This is a genomic window from Paenibacillus agaridevorans (assembly GCF_018604145.1).
Lineage (GTDB): Bacteria > Bacillota > Bacilli > Paenibacillales > Paenibacillaceae > Pristimantibacillus > Pristimantibacillus agaridevorans.
In genome coordinates this window covers 7,657,831-7,674,340 of record NZ_CP075889.1, presented here as the reverse complement: position 1 = coordinate 7,674,340, position 16,510 = coordinate 7,657,831, and the positions used below count along the sequence as shown (strand labels likewise).

Here is a 16,510-nt window from a genome sequence, read left to right as displayed (position 1 = left end):
CCTTCCTCACAGGAGGCACACCTGGACACTCGGGAGCGAATTTTTCATTCTGCTGCAGCCCGCCGTACGTTTGTCGGATTGGTCGCCCAATCGTTTTGCGTATCGGCTTTCGGTTGGCCGCTATATACCGGAAGGTCCCCGCCGAAATTTCGAACACCTTCACCTCGTCAGCTTTCCGTATGAAGCTTTCGTCCATGCTCTCTACTCTAAGTCAGCACGTACATCAGCCTTCATCACGCAAGCTCTGGCGCTTATCAATCTGGAGCAACCTCTGCCCTCTCTTTCCTTCTTGAATGGAAGCCTACGTCTTATCATATTCATTTTATCCTGCCCGCGCAACCATTTTCTGAAAATGACGAGAAACAGACGGCGCAGCCGGCAACGAATATCCGTAACGGAAATTCGCTGCCGCCGTGTCAACCGCATTAATCGACAACTTTCGATATGTTTAGCCCAAAGCGCTCTTTACCACGTTGGCAATCTGGTCGACGTAAGCCTCTACCTGCTCCTTGTCCGGGCCTTCCGCCATCACGCGGATCAACGATTCCGTGCCCGATGGACGGACGAGTACGCGGCCGTTGTCGCCGAGCTCATCCTCGACTTGCTTAACGGCGGCCAAAATAGCTTCGTTGCCGTTGTACAAGCTCTTGTCCGCGACGCGAACGTTTACGAGCTTCTGCGGGTACTTTCGCATCAGACCCTTCAGTTCGCTCAGCTTCTTGCCCGATGCCGCCAGCGTATCCACCAGCTGCAGCGCGGTCAGAATGCCGTCGCCCGTCGTAATATGGTCGAGGAAGATGACATGGCCGGATTGCTCTCCGCCCAGGTTATAGCCGCCGCGGCGCATCTCTTCCATCACGTAGCGGTCGCCTACAGCCGTCTGCGCCGTCTTAAGGCCGATGCTCTCGGCTCCCTTAAAGAAGCCGATGTTCGCCATCACCGTCGTCACGACCGTGTCATGGGCCAGCTTGCCCTCGCGCTTAAGCCGATCGCCGATAATGCACAGGATGAAGTCGCCGTCTACTTCTTCGCCCTTGTCGTCTATCGCGATCAGTCGGTCGGCGTCGCCGTCGAAGCTCAGACCAAGATCGGCGCCAAGCTCCAGCACTTTCTCGCGTAAGTATTCGGGATGCGTCGAGCCGACGCCTGCGTTAATATTGCGGCCATCCGGTTCCGCGCCTACCGTCGTAATATCCGCTCCGAGCTCGCGGAATACGGCAGGAGCAAGCTCGTAAGCCGACCCGTTCGCGCAGTCGAGCACGATCTTAAGGCCGCCAAAGCCCCCTTCGATCGTCGTTTTCAAGTAGTCCAGGTAACGCTTCTTCGCGCCTTCGTCCGTCGTCAACGTGCCGATTTCTACGCCCACGGGGCGAGGAAGCTCGTCTTGCTCCGCGTCGATCAGCGCTTCGATTTCCAGCTCCGTCTCGTCGGACAGCTTGAAGCCGTCTCCCGCGAAAAACTTAATGCCGTTATCTTCAACCGGATTATGCGATGCGGAGATCATGACCCCTGCGTCGGCCTCCAGTTCCTTCGTCAAATAAGCAACCGCCGGCGTCGATACGACGCCAAGCCGGACGACGTTCGCTCCGATCGACAGCAAGCCCGCGATCAATGCGGACTCCAGCATCGGTCCGGAGATACGCGTATCGAGGCCAATGACAACCTTCGGCTGGCCCGTTGCCGTTCTCGTTAACACATAACCGCCGCAGCGGCCAATCTTATATGCCAGCTCTGGCGTTAATTCTCTATTGGCGACGCCGCGAACGCCGTCGGTTCCGAAATATTTCCCCATATTTCCTGTTCTCCTTTAAGTACATTAATGGTGCATTCCTGATACGAATACGCAGCAAGCGCCTAGACGGTGACAAAAACGTCGAGAATCGCTCCTCTATGGCATCTCCGCAAGCTTGGTTATTTATGAATTCTTATGTGGTCAATGATCGCGTGCCGGTATTCCTGCCATCCCCGCCGCTTGCCCCGCCTTCTTCAGCCGTTTCATTGCCGCTTCCGCCGCTATTATTGGAATTCTCTTCTCCGGGATCCGGCGTCTCGGTCGGCGTACCGCCAACTTCGATATCCTCCGGCGGTTCGGTCTCGCCGCCCCCGGACGAAGCCGACTCGTCCACGATCTCGATGGACGCCGTCAAGGGTTGTCCATCGTTTAATACAGCCTCAATATACGGAGGCAGCTCCAGCTCCAGCGGTACGGTATGAACGCCCGGAGCGAGTCCTTCTACGTTAGCGGTGATGACGACATCCGTTTCCTTTACGTCCGCCAGCACGGCTTCCGCACCGGATAGCTGCAGACTCATCCGTCCGTTCTCCGGCGTACGCATTACAGCCTTCATTCCGGCTGGCGCGCCGACAACCGATATCCTCAAATTGTCGAGCGTGCGCGTCGCCGTCTTCTCAACGACTACGTCAAGCTCGATTTCGCCGGGAGACACGGCTTGAATGCCGTCGATCGGCGTTGCCTTCACCTTCATCTTCCCGGACTCCTTTACCTTGCTGAGATCCAGCACCGCGCCGTCATAAACCTGGATCGTATCCAGCTTGTCCTGCTGGGCGTAGACCGTAATATTTTCTATTGTCGGTCTCACGGACACCAGACTGAGGTTGTCGTCCAGCGTGCCGCTGTAACGAATTTGCAGCGGCACCTGCTTGAATGGCAGCGTAATCGGCACTTCCGCATGTATCGTGCTTGGCGTGACGAACGCTCCCGTAATCTCGACTCCTTCGGAGTCGTATACGACCACCTTGGCCTTCTTGTTGGAGACGGTTTTATCCTCACCTTGCACGTTCAGCGTGACGGCAACGACGCCGACCCGCTCCATGTCATCCTTCGGCAATGTCACTTCGACCGAGCTTCCATTCTCCGTTAATATCGAAGGCGTACCCATCACGTAACCTTCTGCAGGCTCGCCCTCCGTAATGATCTGCACGTCGAACGACTTGGTGACGATCTCCTCGATCTGCACGACGACAGTACGCGGAGACAGCTGGACCTCCTTGATTCCCCGCGGAAGCTTGACTGTCAATGGCAGCTCCTGCGGTCCCGGCTTCGCATTCGTCAGGTCGACGCTCACGACATAATCGTCGGTGGACGCCGCCATCAGTTTGCTGATGCTGCCCTCCACGACGAGCTTCGTGACGGTCGGCTCCATAGCGGTCATTACATACTTCGATTGATCCAGCCCCGTAGGCACAATGGTCGACGCTTCGATCACTTTCGTATCGACGCTGGAAGCCGCCGTTTGCGGCGATGTCTCGGGATCGATATGTACCATTGCAAACAGAATGAGCCCCAGCACGACGGAGATGATCTTAAGTGCTGTCGGATGATTTAGCCACTTATCCATCCTCTATACCCCCTTCCGCTTCCAGAACGGGGACTTGGCGGCTCCGCCGCTGTCCTTGCCCCGGCCGCTCGCCTTGGGAGTCAGCTCCTCGAAGAGCTTCGAGATGAGCGATTCTTCGTTAATGTCCCTAACGATCATGCCGTTAAGCGACAGCGTCACCTGTCCCGTCTCCTCGGACACGACAACCGCGAGCGCATCGCTCACTTCGGACACGCCGATGGCGGCGCGATGACGCGTACCCAGCTCCTTGCTGATGAAGGGATTTTCCGAGAGCGGCAAGTAACAAGCCGCAGCCATCAGCTGGTTGCCGCGAAGGATAACGGCCCCGTCATGGAGCGGCGTATTCGGCGTGAAAATATTAATAAGCAGCTCCGACGTAATCTTTGACTCCATCGCAATGCCGGATTCGATCATCTCGCTGAGACCCGTCTGCCGCTCGAAGACGATCAGCGCGCCGATCTTGCGCTTCGCCATATGCTGTACGGCGCGGATAATTTCGTCGATCTGCTCGCTGAGCGCGGTCTTTTCCGGACTGTTGGAACGCGAGAACAGATTGCCTCTCCCCAGCTGCTCCAGCGCACGCCGAAGCTCCGGCTGGAACAATATAATAATGGTCACGATCCCGAGCGTGAACATCTGGTTCATGAGCCATTTGAGCGTATAGAGATTGAGCCAGGTACTAATCGCCCAAGTCGCGATAAGCATGAAGATGCCCTTGAGCAACTGCACGGCGCGCGTTCCCCGAACCAGCAGAATCAATTTATAGATAATAAAGCTCACGATGCCTACATCGATAATATCCTTCAGCCAATCCTGCCATGTAGAATCCGTAAAGTAGTTCAAGCGTTCACCCCCGACTGCTGCCTGAAATTGCGTATATCTCTATTATCGCATTTCAACTGTATGTTTTTCTACTTTTGGCATGGGAATTCCTCTAAATTTGAAAAAAAAGCTTCCCTCCGGGAGGGAAGCCGTAGTTAATGAGTTGTTGCAGCGCCATTAAATGTCGATATGACCCTGTACCAGAACCAATCCAACGCTTGGTCGATCGTGCGGCTTTGGCCGGCAATATGGCCCGTCGATGCCAGAACCATGGAGCCGTCGATCACCGTAACATCGCCGCTGACGGTGCCTTGCACCTCGAGCTGGCCGTTCTCCACGGTCAAATTGCCGATTAACGAGACGCCCTCCGGTACGATGACGGTATTGCCATTGATGACAACATGCTGCAGATCCTCGCCTGCGACAATCAACTTGGAGTCCTGTTGCCAGGTCGCGAACATGCTGGTGAACATAACCAACAGGAACACCGCGGCAGCGGTCAGTCCAGGATAACGATAGATCATGCGGACGAAGCGGTTCCTCTTCTTGGTCTTGCCCTTCGGCAACGAAGACATGATGCGGTTCTTGAGAGCCTGCGAAGCTTGCGCATCATAACCCGAGACGGAAGCGTGGCTTCCTTCTAGAGCCAGGAATGCCGCAGCATCGGTCTTCTCCAGCTGTTCGAAGCGAGTTCGGCAATCCGGACAAGCAAGTATATGCTCGTGCAGGGCGCCCTTCTCTTCGCGCGGAAGCTCGCCGTCCAGATATTCGTGAATTTTGACGATGGCGACTTTGCATTCCATAGCAGCCAGTCCTTTCTTCTTGCTGTTGTTCATAATCTCGGTATAGGATACGTATCATCCCGAGGGATGTTTCAAAAATATTTTTAATAAAAGTTCACAGTCGATGTTCCAGCTTCTTGCGAAGAAACTCACGTCCGCGATGGACACGAGTTTTGATCGTCGTAACGGGCATGCCCAGAATGTCGCCAACTTCCTGCAGGGATAAGTCCTGTATGTATCTCAGCATCATGACAGACTTGTACTTGGGCGGCAGCGTCTCCATAGCCTGATGGATAATTCGCTGCGTATCCGACAGAACAACCTCGGACTCCGGCGTGCGATTGTCGCTCGGGATCATGGAATAACCGTCAAGCCCCTCGTACTCGCTGGACTCCGCATCCAGAGAATAAGTCGGCTTGCGCTTGCGCAGCCTGTCGATGCATAAATTTGTCGCAATTCGGTAGATCCATGTCGAGAATTTAAGCGTTTCGTCGAACCGATCCAGATTCTTATACACGCGAAGGAACGTCTCCTGGACGACATCCTCGGCCTCTTGACGATTGCTAAGCATTCGGTACGCCATATGGAAAAGCTTATCCTGATACAGCTCCACAAGCTCTTCGAAAGCTTGCTGGTCGCCCTTCAGCGCCAACCTCGCAAGCTGGTTCTCCAGCACATTCACCTTGTCTATTCCTCCAAACTTCCGGTCCGCCCGGGGTTTCGCCGACCTTCAAGCCGACGACGTCCAGACTTCATACGCCGCGTCAATAACCCGCCAACACGCGCTCCTTCAAAAATGGTAATCCACCTGCTCCAAAAAAGCAAGCGATGTCGCCAATTATGCCATTTTCGAGCCCAAAAATTAACCAGGCGGACCTATGAAGAAGACAAGAAAGTTTTATTAACGCTCCAGCCAGCACCCGGCAGAAAGCAGAAAGCAAGCCGTACCCCGGGGTACGGCTCGCCTCGCTGACAAGCTTCGTGATTAAAGCGGACACTTTTGGATGGAACTACCTCTTACAAGGAGTTTGTTTTCAATTTTTCCAGAACCTCGAGAATAGTCGACGTTGGGATAGCAAATCCGATCCCCTGCGCCTCGGCGTTTACCGCCGTGTTGATGCCGATGACCTCGCCCCGTTCATTGAGCAACGGACCGCCGGAGTTGCCGGGATTGATCGAAGCGTCCGTCTGCAGCAGATGCTCGTAGACATGCTCGCCTTGCTCACCCTGGATCGTTATGGGACGTTCCTTGGCACTTAGCACGCCTGTCGTCAGCGTATGATCGAAGCCGTACGGGTTGCCAATCGCCAGCACCCAGTCGCCAATGGCTGTCTCGTCGGAGTTGCCCAACGTCAGAGCGGGGAAGGAGCCGCCTCCGGGGTTCACCACCTTCAGCACCGCCAGATCGAGCTCATAGCTTGCCCCCAGCACCTGAGCCGTCAGCGGCTCGTCGTAACCTTCTACCGTCACCTTCACCTCGGAAGCGCCGGCAATAACATGCTCATTCGTGAGAATGTAGCCTTCTTTGTCGAAGAAGAAGCCTGTCCCGGAGCCAGACAGTTGGAGCTCGCCGGTGCCGGTGTTGCCATCCTGAGTCCCGCTTTGGCCGCGCGATCCCTCCTGTCCCTGTCCGCTTCCTCCTCTGCCGCCCATGCCGCCGAAGAACTCCTGGAACAAAGAATCGTTCAACCTGCGCGATTGCTGCTGCACTTCTGCGTAGTTCTCGATCTTCACTACAGCCGGGCTCGCTTGCTCGTATACGGATGCAATATTTTCATTCGGGTTCAGAGAGGCCGTGGATAAACCCGCATCTTGCCCGGCATAACCTCCTGCCGCTTGCCCGACCGCCGATTGGCCCGCCGTTACGCCTCCCGTAAACAGATTGGCACGATCGGCCGCGTAGGACAGCCCGCCAACCATAATCGCGCCAGCCAGAAAGGCCGCCATCATCGGCAAGGCCGGATTCATCTTCGTTTTTTTCTTCGAGCTTTTTGAGCTCTTCACGCTTCGAATTTCATTATAATAAGCTTCGAATTGCGGTGCCGCGTGAGTCACTGTCGCTTGAACCGTCGTCTTGTGCCCGCTTGACGCTGTATCGTTATCCTTATTGGTGCTATGTTCAACATTGACATCGACTTTCGATTCCGGGCTATTGCCCGTCTCGCCCTGTGCTTGTCCGCTTTTGTAAGTATCCCATTCTCTCATATGTGTATCCCTCCCATGTCAGATTGACTGAGCTGCTAACGTCTTATCCGATAGCTCTATCATGAGGGATGTTCCTTAAACCAATCTTAACCCAGCCTAAATGCTACCTAAAATGATTTCCTGCTCTTGCTTCGCGAAAACAACGTCACTCACTGCCTATCGGACATAAATGACACTATTCCTCGATTTTTCAGGTTTTTAAAAATCTAACGGACACAGACGACCTTATCGGCATCATCAGAGCGCCAAGCGGCTCCATAACGACAAAATAACGTCGTTCCTGTCCTTTAGATTGAGGAGAGATCAAAAAACGGACAAATAGAGTCGCTGGTGTCTGTTAAAATTTTCAACCTTTTGTTAACAAGTCAGGGAGTCGCAAACTTCCCATACAACAAAAAAACAGCCGCTACAACAAAAAACAGCCGCGACAGAAGTCGCGGCTGAAGTTGGTCTGGTGTCTATAAGATAAATCCTGCCTGTCATGCACAAATCGGGTATTAGCCCGTATTCCGAAGACCGGCTGCAATGCCGTTAATGGTTAACAGCACCTCGCGGAGCAGCTCGGGATCATCCTCATCGTTAGCTCGCAGATCGCGAAGCTCCGACAGCAGTTGCACTTGCATGTAGCTGAGCGGATCCACGTACGGATTGCGCAGACGAATGGATTCTTGGATGACCGGTACGTTGTCCAGAATCTCGTCTTGTCCCGTAATTTGCAAAATCAGCGTCGAAGTCAGATTGTATTCCGATTCGATCTGCGAGAAAATCCGATCGCGAACGGTTTGATCCTTGATCATGAGCGAATATTCCTTCGCGATGAGCAGATCCGCCTTGGCCAGCGCCATCTGCAGATTGTCGATCAGTGAGCGGAAGAACGGGAACTGCTCGTACATCGTTCTCAGTGTAGCGAGCTTTGACTCGTCGCCGCCCGCGTACGTTTGGAGCGCCGTACCGGCCGCATACCATGCAGGCAGCAAGTAACGGCTCTGCGTCCATGCAAAAACCCAAGGGATCGCGCGCAGATCTTCGAAGCGGTCGCTGTTCTTCCGCTTGGACGGACGGGAGCCGATGTTCAGCTCGCCAACCTCGGGCAGCGGCGTAGACTCCTTGAAGAAGGTCAGGAAGTCCGAATCGCGGAAGATCAGATCCTGATACTTGTTAAGCGCCGTATCGGAAATGGAGCGAGCAATGGAATCCCACTCGGCTTCCGCCTCTGCTTCCTGTTGCGGATACTTCGCGAGACGCGCCGCTGTAACAAGCGCCCATGTCGCTTGCTCCAGGCTGCGGTAAGCGATGCCCTTCATAAAGTAACGGGAAGACAGCACCTCGCCTTGCTCCGTTATCTTGATGCCCCCGCCGATCGTATGCGGCGGTTGAGCCAAAATGCTGCGGTTCAGCGGCATGCCTCCGCGGCCAAGCGCGCCTCCGCGGCCGTGGAAGAACTTCAGCTTGACGCCATAAGCTTTGCCCGCGGCTGTAATTTCCTTAAGCGCCACGCGTAATTCCCAGTTCGCCGTCACGACTCCGCCGTCCTTGTTGCTGTCGGAGTAGCCCAGCATGATCTCATGCACGTTGTCTCTCGCTTCGATCGCCTTGCGGTATATCGGAAGCTCGAACAGCTCCTTCATGATAGCAGGGGCAGCATTGAGATCGTCGATCGTCTCGAAGAGCGGGACGGACTGCAGCGTGCAGCGAACCGTACCGTCGGCTTCCTGACGGAACAGGCCGACTTCCTTCGCGAATACCGCAACCTCCAGAATATCGCTGGCAGCCTCTGTCATACTGATCAGGTAGCTGGAGATGCAGCCTTCGCCGAACTCCTGTTGAGCGCGGTAGATGGTATGGTAGACATCCAGGCATTCTTGCGTCGACTCCGAATAATCCAGATGACCGGAAGTCAGCGGACGAGGATCGTTAAGCAGCTTATGCAGCAGCTCTGTCTTCTCCGCCTCGGAAAGCGATGCGTAGTCCGATACGATATGCATCTTGGACAAAATCTCGGACATCGCGTTCTCATGTTCCTTGCTGTGCTGACGAACGTCCAGCGCCATCAGGTGGAAGCCGAACAGCTCCACTTGGCGCAGAAGCGTAGCCAGATCCGTATCGGCGACGTAATCCGCATAGTGGTTGCGCAAGCTGCGGTCAATAACCAGCAGGTCCTCCCGCAGCTCTTCCGGATGGTTGTAACGCATAGGGGTGCCCTTAAGCGATTCGTCTCGGGTATTCGCAAGCTTCTCCAGCATGAAGCCCAACTTGATGCGGTAAGGCTCCTTCGCGTTGCGCCACAGATCGACGCACTTGAGTTCTACATGTTCGCGGTCGCTGCGGATGGAATCCTTGAGCTCCTCCGACACCTCGACCAGATTCGTGCTGAAGCTGAGCAGATCCATCAGACTATGAATCTTCTCTTCGTACTTGCTGATCGCCAGCTGGCGATGCAGCTGAAGCGTCTCCCAGGTCACCTTGGCTTTGACGGACGGATTGCCGTCGCGGTCGCCGCCGATCCAGGATCCGAATCGGAGATAAGCCGGCACATGCCAATGCTCCTCCGGATAGTACTTGGTCAGGCAGCGCTCAAGCTCCTCGTATACGCTTGGCAGCACCTCGAATAATGTTTCGTCGAAGTAATACAGTCCGTTACGAACCTCGTCAATAACGGTAGGCTTGCGGTCGCGCAGCTCGTCGGTCTGCCAAAGGATAAGCACTTCGTTAAGCAGCTTCTCCTTGAGCTTCTCGCGCTCGCGGTACGTCAGCGTCGGATTGTCGAGCTGCATCACGTCTTCGGCAATACGCTTGTGGATGTCCAGAACCACTCTGCGAGTCGCTTCCGTAGGGTGAGCCGTCATGACAAGCTCCAGGGAAATGCCGCTCAGAATGTCCTGTACGTCGCCAACCGCAATGTTGCGTTCCTTTAAATCCTGGATAGCGCTCTCGATGGAACCGCGCTGAACCGCTTCGCCAGCGGACACTTCATAATCCCGCTTCCGTCTAATCCGGTGGTTTTGCTCCGCGATGTTAACCAGCTGGAAATAAATCGCGAAGGCCCGGATAACCTGGTGGCGAATCTCCGGACTTAACGAAGAAACCTTCGTTTTGAATTGTTCGAACAGCTCCGGCACGAATTCCGCGCGAAGCGCCTTGCTCTGTTCCCGAATTTGTTCGACGATGTCCAGCAGTTCGCGGCCGCCTTGATGCACTAGCACCTCGCCAAGAATATTGCCCAGGAAGCGCACGTCCCGTCTGAGCAAATTGTTTGTGCTCGTTCGACTAGCCGACGTCGTTGATACAGATTGTTCCGACATACCGTTCCTCCTACAAGTCTGTGCAGCAAACCCACTCCGAAAGCATCAGCCCTGCTACGCGCACATGCCTAATTCTATCGTAAGGTTACTCTCAGTTAATATGGCGTAATCACTCCTACCATCATACTACAAAATACCCTGCCATTGAAGCCCTGAACCACAATCCAATCATGACAAGGAGCCGCTATCCCGCTCTGGGAGCGGATTTTTTTCTGCTTTTCCGCTTTAGTGCGGCTATATTGCGCTATCCTGGGCCATTTCCCGCCGCCAAATTTGGTTTTTGTTTTATGGACTAGAAACAATTACCTTAATTTGAACGTTATACAATTGGCTAGCTTCCGCATGAGACTTGGAATCGGGACAAGAAACTTCTCTCTCCCGCAATGATCAAGTAGAGCCTTGTCATTACTTTGGCTGGCTGGGCAATCATGTTTATGTGCAATGGAATGAATACCCTTCCCCATTTGCCGGAGATACCTCTTTCACCGTCTTCGATGGAAGGAACGGCGAGCAGCTCGAATCAGGCCGAATGTACCAATACCTGGAGGATGACCAAACAAGAATCGTATTATTGCACTCGAACATTTCCTTTGAAGACCGCGATGGGTTGGAAGTCAACATTCGCATTGCCGCATTGACCAAGGATGGCGCGTTACATCTATTATGGGAGCAGCCTGTATACGAAGAACAATTTCGAGATATCCAGCTCTCTATAACACTAGGAGCGATGGCCATCTGGACTCATCATGTGCCCACCAATACAGCTCGGCTTTGGATGGCCTCCGTGGATCTGAAGCACTGGAGTTCTGGAGAATGGACAGAGTTAGAGATTAAGCCGAGTTCCGAGGCCGGGAGAATTAGCTTTGAAGAAGAAGGATTTGTGGTGTTTAGCGATGGCCAGCGATTCCAACTCCCCTAATACTTACAGAATAGAGCGGCAGGATGCCGGGTCCGCTTCCGCACCCCATTATGCCGTTCACTACTGCTGGAGGACCAGCAGCCTCTCCAGAGCTATAGCGACGCCATCGTCGTCGTTGCTTGCCGTCGTCTCGTTGGCGATGTCCTTGAGCTCTTGCACGGCGTTGCCCATCGCCACCGAATAACCCGCCATTCGAAACATATCGAAATCGTTGTGATCATCTCCGAATACGGCAACCTTCGACCCTTGAATTCCATAGTGTCCGCATAGCCGAAGGATACCCGATGTTTTAGAGACGGCAGGACTCATCATTTGGATCAACGCACCTCCATCGGTCACCACGAACTGGGTTAACGGAGCGAACCTCTCTCGCAGCACCTCGGCATCAAGATACTCCGTCAACAATATTTTGGTCGCAGCCCGGCTTGCCAGCGCCTCGTACGTTGCAAGCTCAGGGCGAAATCGCGGATGGTAGAACGCGCCGTCCGCTAAATCGCGATTCGCATACCACTTGTCGTTGACTTCTACGCTGAGATGAGCCGTGGGCAGATATTCTCCGCAATAACGAATAACCTCCGCCGTCACTTCGCTGGTCATAGGATAATGCTCGTCAATCCCCGCGGCCCTGTCGCGCACGATGGCGCCGTTATAACATACGATTGAAGCACGCTCCAACAGCTCGCTCGGCAGCAGCTCTGCTACAGAACGCGGCGGCCTGGCCGTCGCGATGATGACCCGCAAGCCTTTCTCCAACACTCGTAATACGGCCGCCCGATTGAGTGCCGACACTTCCTTGGCGCTGTTTAGCAGCGTTCCGTCCAGATCCAGCGCGATGGCCCGGAGCTCCATATCCAACTCTCCTTCGTAAGTTTGTGTATACAAAAAAACCTTCTGCATCGCAGAAGGCTGTCGGTTAAGATACTGGAGCGGGTGATGGGAATCGAACCCACGCTATTAGCTTGGAAGGCTAAAGTTCTACCATTGAACTACACCCGCATTATAAAAAAGATGGTCGGGACGACACGATTTGAACATGCGACCCCCTGGTCCCAAACCAGGTGCTCTACCAAGCTGAGCTACGTCCCGTTAAGTATGAAACATTGGAAAAAATGGCGCGGCCTAAGAGATTCGAACTCCTGACCTTTTGATTCGTAGTCAAACGCTCTATCCAGCTGAGCTAAGGCCGCAAGATTATGGAGCGGAAGACGGGAATCGAACCCGCGACCCTCGCCTTGGCAAGGCGATGCTCTACCGCTGAGCCACTTCCGCACGGTAATGTTTTCAAGCAATTAGCCATCAATTCGTCGTGGCGACAAGTAATAATATATCACTCAGCCAAATAAATTGCAACTTATTTTTCATGAAATCTCAATTTTTTTTTGAGGAGGTCGTCCCCCTAAGCTGCTACCCATAATAAATCCCCATTCTGTGTAGGAACAGGGATCTCTTTGCCCTATTTCGGTCACTCCGACTAAGCTCCTGCTGCCGTCAAAGTCGGTTTCCCTTCCTTGTCGGCAAAACTGCCGCCCATCACCTTGTCGGCGTTAGGCATGCCGGCCAGCGCGAACGGCAAGCAAAGCGGAACCCCTGTTCTAGGGTCCGGAACGATATCTGCTTCGATATTAAACACATCGCGCATGACGTCAGGCGTAATGACTTCGATCGGCGAGCCCTCGCCGCGTACAACGCCGCTCTTGATCGCAATCATGTGATGCGCATAACGTGCCGCATGGTTTAAGTCATGGACAACCATAACGATCGTGCGGTTATTGTGCTCATTCAGCTTCTGAAGCAGGTGAAGAACCTCCAGCTGATGCGCCATATCGAGGAATGTCGTCGGTTCGTCCAGGAACAGAATATCCGTCTCCTGGGCAAGCGCCATCGCAATCCATGCGCGTTGTCTCTGACCTCCGGAGAGCTGATCGACGGGGCGATCCGTAAATTCAATCATGCCCGTCGCTTCAATCGCCCACTGTACGACGCTGCGGTCTTCTTTGCTCATGGAGCCGAAGCCCTTCTGATAAGGGAAACGACCATAAGAGACAAGCTCCGCAACGGTCAAGCCGTCGGGCGCCGTCGGATTCTGCGGCAGAATCGCAAGCTGCTTCGCCACATCCTTCGTGGATTGCTTATGAATCGACTTGCCGTCCAGAAGGACATTGCCATGCGACGGATTCATAATCCGCGCCATCGTCTTTAGAATGGTCGACTTGCCGGAGCCGTTCGCTCCAACGAGAGCCGTCACCTTTCCTTGCGGAATGGAAATGTTCAAGTTCTGTACAATGAGACGCTCGTCATAAGAAATAGCCAGGTCCGAAGTTGAAAGACGAAACATGGTGCTGCACGCTCCTCCCGCCGCGCTCTTGGCGCAGCCGTAACATCTATAGATTAACCATAAAATGAAAACTATTATCAACGACATATTAATGATAATTGTTCTCAGATGCAAAGTCAATGACAACTTTCATCCTTATATTATATAGATGCCATGTGGACGATGTTTCCGATTTGTACGATCGGGTAACATTTCGTATACTGATTGGTAAGGAGAGGATATCCATGATAACCAAACGATACACGTTGGCGGAAGCCAATGCGTTGCTCCCCGAAGTGAAGCAGAACCTGGAGCAGTTGCAAGAGCTGTCGCATAAGCTGGAGGAGCAATATATCCACTACCGGAAGGTAAAGGCGGGACATACCGAGTTGTCGGGAGAGCTCTTGTTCGAGATGGAAGGGCAGATGGACTTCATGCAATTCGAATTGCAGCTGTATATGCAAAACTTTGCAAGGCAAGGCGTATTGATCAAAATGATCAATCCCGGCCTTATCGACTTTCCCGGCGTCATGGACGGCGAAGAGATCTTGTTATGCTGGCGTGAAGGCGAAGATCGCATCACACATTATCATGGCTGGCATGACGGCTTTGCCGGCCGCAAGCTTCATCCCGATGCCTAGCGCTGGCGTAGGAGACCGATCTGGGATATATCCTCGCTATCATCCGGTCCGGCCAACAAAGATCTTATCTAAACCCAGCATGAATAATAAACGGCAAAAGGCCCTTCGGATCCGAAGGGCTTCTTCATGGTTTGGTGCGCGCAGAGGGACTTGCTCGATTTGTATAACCAGGATTCCGATAAATTCCGTTTTATTGCGTCAATTGCATTTTTATAAGAAGTTCTTTGAGGTATTGGCACCCATACAGCACACGCTCCAGCATTTGTTCCCCAAACGGAATCGCCTCGTATTGCTCGACATCGGGGATTTCTCCGCGCGCGATTTTTTGTTCGGTGCGCCAAGCGTGCTTGAGGACCTGGGCCAACTCGAGGGCGGTAAGTTCGGGATTCTTCTCCATCCACCGCCGCTCGAATAAGTTAAAATCGAAAAGCCATTTGTGATCCTCTATCGTTAAAGGAAGCTCCGGATTATGCTCGCCGAGAATCGGGAGGACGCGTTCGAAATCCAATACGCCCTGCCCCGGCGGCTTTCCTTGTCGTCGTACCCCCTTGTCCGTAAACACCAGAATACCATCCTTCACATGCGTCATGTGCGTATAAGGCGCAACGCGACGCGCTGCCATGACCGGGTCCTCGCCATTAACCCATACATTGGCGGTATCCAGGCAGATGCCGCATATGTCGGGACCGGTATGCTCAACGATTTTTACGATTTCGAAGGTGGTGTCGCCATGATTTTCGATATTTATCCGGCATCCGTATTGCTCCAGGGCGGGCCTGAGACTATTGATGAAACCAATGCTTCTGGCAAGATGAGTCTCCCAGGGAACGCTATGGGTATACCGTTCGTCATAAATGGTCACCAAGCTGCCCAGCTCATGGCATCCGGCATACGACGACGCCTTAATCTGGCTGATGAGCAGCTTCTGCAGCTCAGACTCCTCCATCCCCGCTTGGACGGGATTGCACATCGCTACATTCATCTGTGCATACATGCCCAACCCTTTCGCGTATTCCACCAAAGATCTCAGCTTCTCATGAGAGGAGTCCTCCTCCCCGAACAGGTTCGTGCTGAAGACCATGCCCTCAAACCCCAATTGATGCGCCTTCTCGACCGTAGGGTAAGGTTCAAGATTAAATGCTTCACGAAAAATATGGTAGTCTATTCCAACCTTCATTCGGCACCACCCTGAATCAGCGAACGGATATAATCGCGGCCCTGGGTCAGCCTCTCTTCCATCTGCTCCCTGTAAGGGATGGCCTCGTACTCCTCTATCTGCATCAAGTTTCCTGCTGCCAATCTTCGTTCCGTATCAACAGCCAGTTTGGCGAAGCTGCTAAGTTCCAGAGCCGTAATATCAGGATTTTTCCGCATCCACTCTTCTTCAAAGATAGGAATGTCGAACAGCCACTTATGGTCTTCGATCGCGAGCATCAGCTCCGGATTGTGCGCCTCGAGAATCGGAAGAATGGTGGCGAAATCGACGTTGCCTTGCCCCGGCGCTTTTCCCTGACGGCGTACGCCCCGGTCCGTAAAGCTGATAATGGCGTCTTTGATATGCGTCATCCGGATATAAGGCGCAACGCGCTTTGCCGCCATTACCGGGTCCTCCGCATTCACGAGCGTATTGGCGGTGTCCAGACAGATGCCGCAAATGTCCGAACCAACCTGCTCAACAATGGCAAGCAATTCGAACGTGGTGTCTCCATGGTTCTCCAGATTGATGCGGCTGCCGCAGCTTTCGAGTACCGGTCTCAAGCTCGTAATAAAAGCCGCGCTCCTCTCCACATGTTCAGACCAGGGCAACTGATGAACGTATCTTTCATCGGAAGCGATAATGTAGCTGCGAAGCTCATGCCATCCGGCCGAGGCGCAGGCACGGATCTGCTTCTCCAGCACGCTCCTGTGCACCGCTTCGTCCACGCCGGCCGTAATCGGATTGCAGTTATTAATCGACATCGTTGTGACAATGCCCCGCGCGTCGCCATATTGTTTGACATCCTGCAGCTTGCGTTCATCGAGCTCCGGGCTTACTTCCTCCAGGCTGTCGAACTGAACGCCTTCAAACCCGTGTTGCTGCGCAAAATCGATAATGCCATACGGGTCCAACTTCAATTCTCTGATCGTAAAACTGTCAATACCGATCTTCATTTGATCTCCTCCTTA

Annotated in this window: 13 protein-coding genes and 4 tRNA genes; 2 read left to right on the top strand and 15 right to left on the bottom strand. The window is 53.6% G+C overall.

Going from position 1 to position 16,510, the window contains the following annotated elements:
- Positions 1-448 precede the first annotated feature (448 nt).
- The 7 genes from glmM to ppc form a co-directional block, all read right to left on the bottom strand.
- Positions 449-1,792, bottom strand: a complete 1,344-nt coding sequence (gene glmM / locus KJW29_RS30850) for a phosphoglucosamine mutase (RefSeq protein ID WP_187103451.1) — start codon at positions 1,790-1,792, stop codon at positions 449-451.
- A 133-nt stretch (positions 1,793-1,925) separates the two neighbouring features.
- The gene (locus KJW29_RS30845; protein ID WP_214627462.1) at positions 1,926-3,359 is read right to left on the bottom strand and encodes a CdaR family protein; all 1,434 of its coding nucleotides are present in this window, start codon (positions 3,357-3,359) and stop codon (positions 1,926-1,928) included.
- Between the two features lie 3 nt (positions 3,360-3,362).
- Positions 3,363-4,202, bottom strand: coding sequence for a diadenylate cyclase CdaA (cdaA, locus tag KJW29_RS30840; protein WP_087570669.1), 840 nt, complete (start codon positions 4,200-4,202; stop codon positions 3,363-3,365).
- Between the two features lie 134 nt (positions 4,203-4,336).
- The gene (locus KJW29_RS30835; protein ID WP_087570684.1) at positions 4,337-4,984 is read right to left on the bottom strand and encodes a zf-HC2 domain-containing protein; all 648 of its coding nucleotides are present in this window, start codon (positions 4,982-4,984) and stop codon (positions 4,337-4,339) included.
- 94 nt (positions 4,985-5,078) lie between these two features.
- Positions 5,079-5,645, bottom strand: a complete 567-nt coding sequence (gene sigW / locus KJW29_RS30830; protein WP_087570670.1) for an RNA polymerase sigma factor SigW — start codon at positions 5,643-5,645, stop codon at positions 5,079-5,081.
- 335 nt (positions 5,646-5,980) lie between these two features.
- On the bottom strand, positions 5,981-7,168 hold the full coding sequence (locus KJW29_RS30825; RefSeq protein WP_214627461.1) for a S1C family serine protease: 1,188 nt from the start codon (positions 7,166-7,168) through the stop codon (positions 5,981-5,983).
- A 497-nt stretch (positions 7,169-7,665) separates the two neighbouring features.
- Positions 7,666-10,470 (bottom strand): phosphoenolpyruvate carboxylase, encoded by a 2,805-nt coding sequence (ppc, locus tag KJW29_RS30820; RefSeq protein WP_214627460.1) that lies wholly within the window; start codon positions 10,468-10,470, stop codon positions 7,666-7,668.
- 349 nt (positions 10,471-10,819) lie between these two features.
- Between ppc and KJW29_RS30815 the strand changes: the two genes are divergently transcribed.
- Entirely contained in the window at positions 10,820-11,389 is a 570-nt protein-coding gene (locus KJW29_RS30815; protein WP_214627459.1) for a hypothetical protein, read from the top strand.
- A 60-nt stretch (positions 11,390-11,449) separates the two neighbouring features.
- Here KJW29_RS30815 and KJW29_RS30810 read toward each other — a convergent pair whose 3' ends face one another.
- The 6 genes from KJW29_RS30810 to KJW29_RS30785 all read right to left on the bottom strand — a co-directional run bounded on the left by KJW29_RS30810 (position 11,450) and on the right by KJW29_RS30785 (position 13,724).
- On the bottom strand, positions 11,450-12,238 hold the full coding sequence (locus tag KJW29_RS30810) for an HAD family hydrolase (RefSeq protein WP_214627458.1): 789 nt from the start codon (positions 12,236-12,238) through the stop codon (positions 11,450-11,452).
- A gap of 73 nt (positions 12,239-12,311) precedes the next feature.
- Positions 12,312-12,385: transfer RNA gene (locus KJW29_RS30805), tRNA-Gly, on the bottom strand.
- A gap of 13 nt (positions 12,386-12,398) precedes the next feature.
- Positions 12,399-12,475: transfer RNA gene (locus KJW29_RS30800), tRNA-Pro, on the bottom strand.
- Between the two features lie 24 nt (positions 12,476-12,499).
- A tRNA-Arg gene (locus KJW29_RS30795) sits at positions 12,500-12,576 on the bottom strand.
- 7 nt (positions 12,577-12,583) lie between these two features.
- Positions 12,584-12,658, bottom strand: a tRNA-Gly gene (locus tag KJW29_RS30790).
- A gap of 202 nt (positions 12,659-12,860) precedes the next feature.
- The gene (locus tag KJW29_RS30785; RefSeq protein ID WP_214627457.1) at positions 12,861-13,724 is read right to left on the bottom strand and encodes an ABC transporter ATP-binding protein; all 864 of its coding nucleotides are present in this window, start codon (positions 13,722-13,724) and stop codon (positions 12,861-12,863) included.
- 224 nt (positions 13,725-13,948) lie between these two features.
- Here KJW29_RS30785 and KJW29_RS30780 point away from each other — a divergent pair, with 224 nt between their 5' ends.
- On the top strand, positions 13,949-14,344 hold the full coding sequence (locus KJW29_RS30780) for a DUF2203 domain-containing protein (RefSeq protein WP_214627456.1): 396 nt from the start codon (positions 13,949-13,951) through the stop codon (positions 14,342-14,344).
- 190 nt (positions 14,345-14,534) lie between these two features.
- Here the strand turns inward: KJW29_RS30780 and KJW29_RS30775 are convergent, their stop codons facing one another.
- Both KJW29_RS30775 and KJW29_RS30770 read right to left on the bottom strand, forming a co-directional pair.
- Complete coding sequence (locus tag KJW29_RS30775) at positions 14,535-15,521, bottom strand: sugar phosphate isomerase/epimerase family protein (RefSeq protein ID WP_214627455.1); 987 nt, start codon at positions 15,519-15,521, stop codon at positions 14,535-14,537.
- A complete protein-coding gene (locus tag KJW29_RS30770) occupies positions 15,518-16,495 on the bottom strand; it encodes a sugar phosphate isomerase/epimerase family protein (protein ID WP_214627454.1) in 978 nt (325 codons plus the stop codon). The genes KJW29_RS30775 and KJW29_RS30770 overlap by 4 nt, the downstream gene beginning before the upstream one ends.
- Between the last annotated feature and the right edge of the window lie 15 nt (positions 16,496-16,510).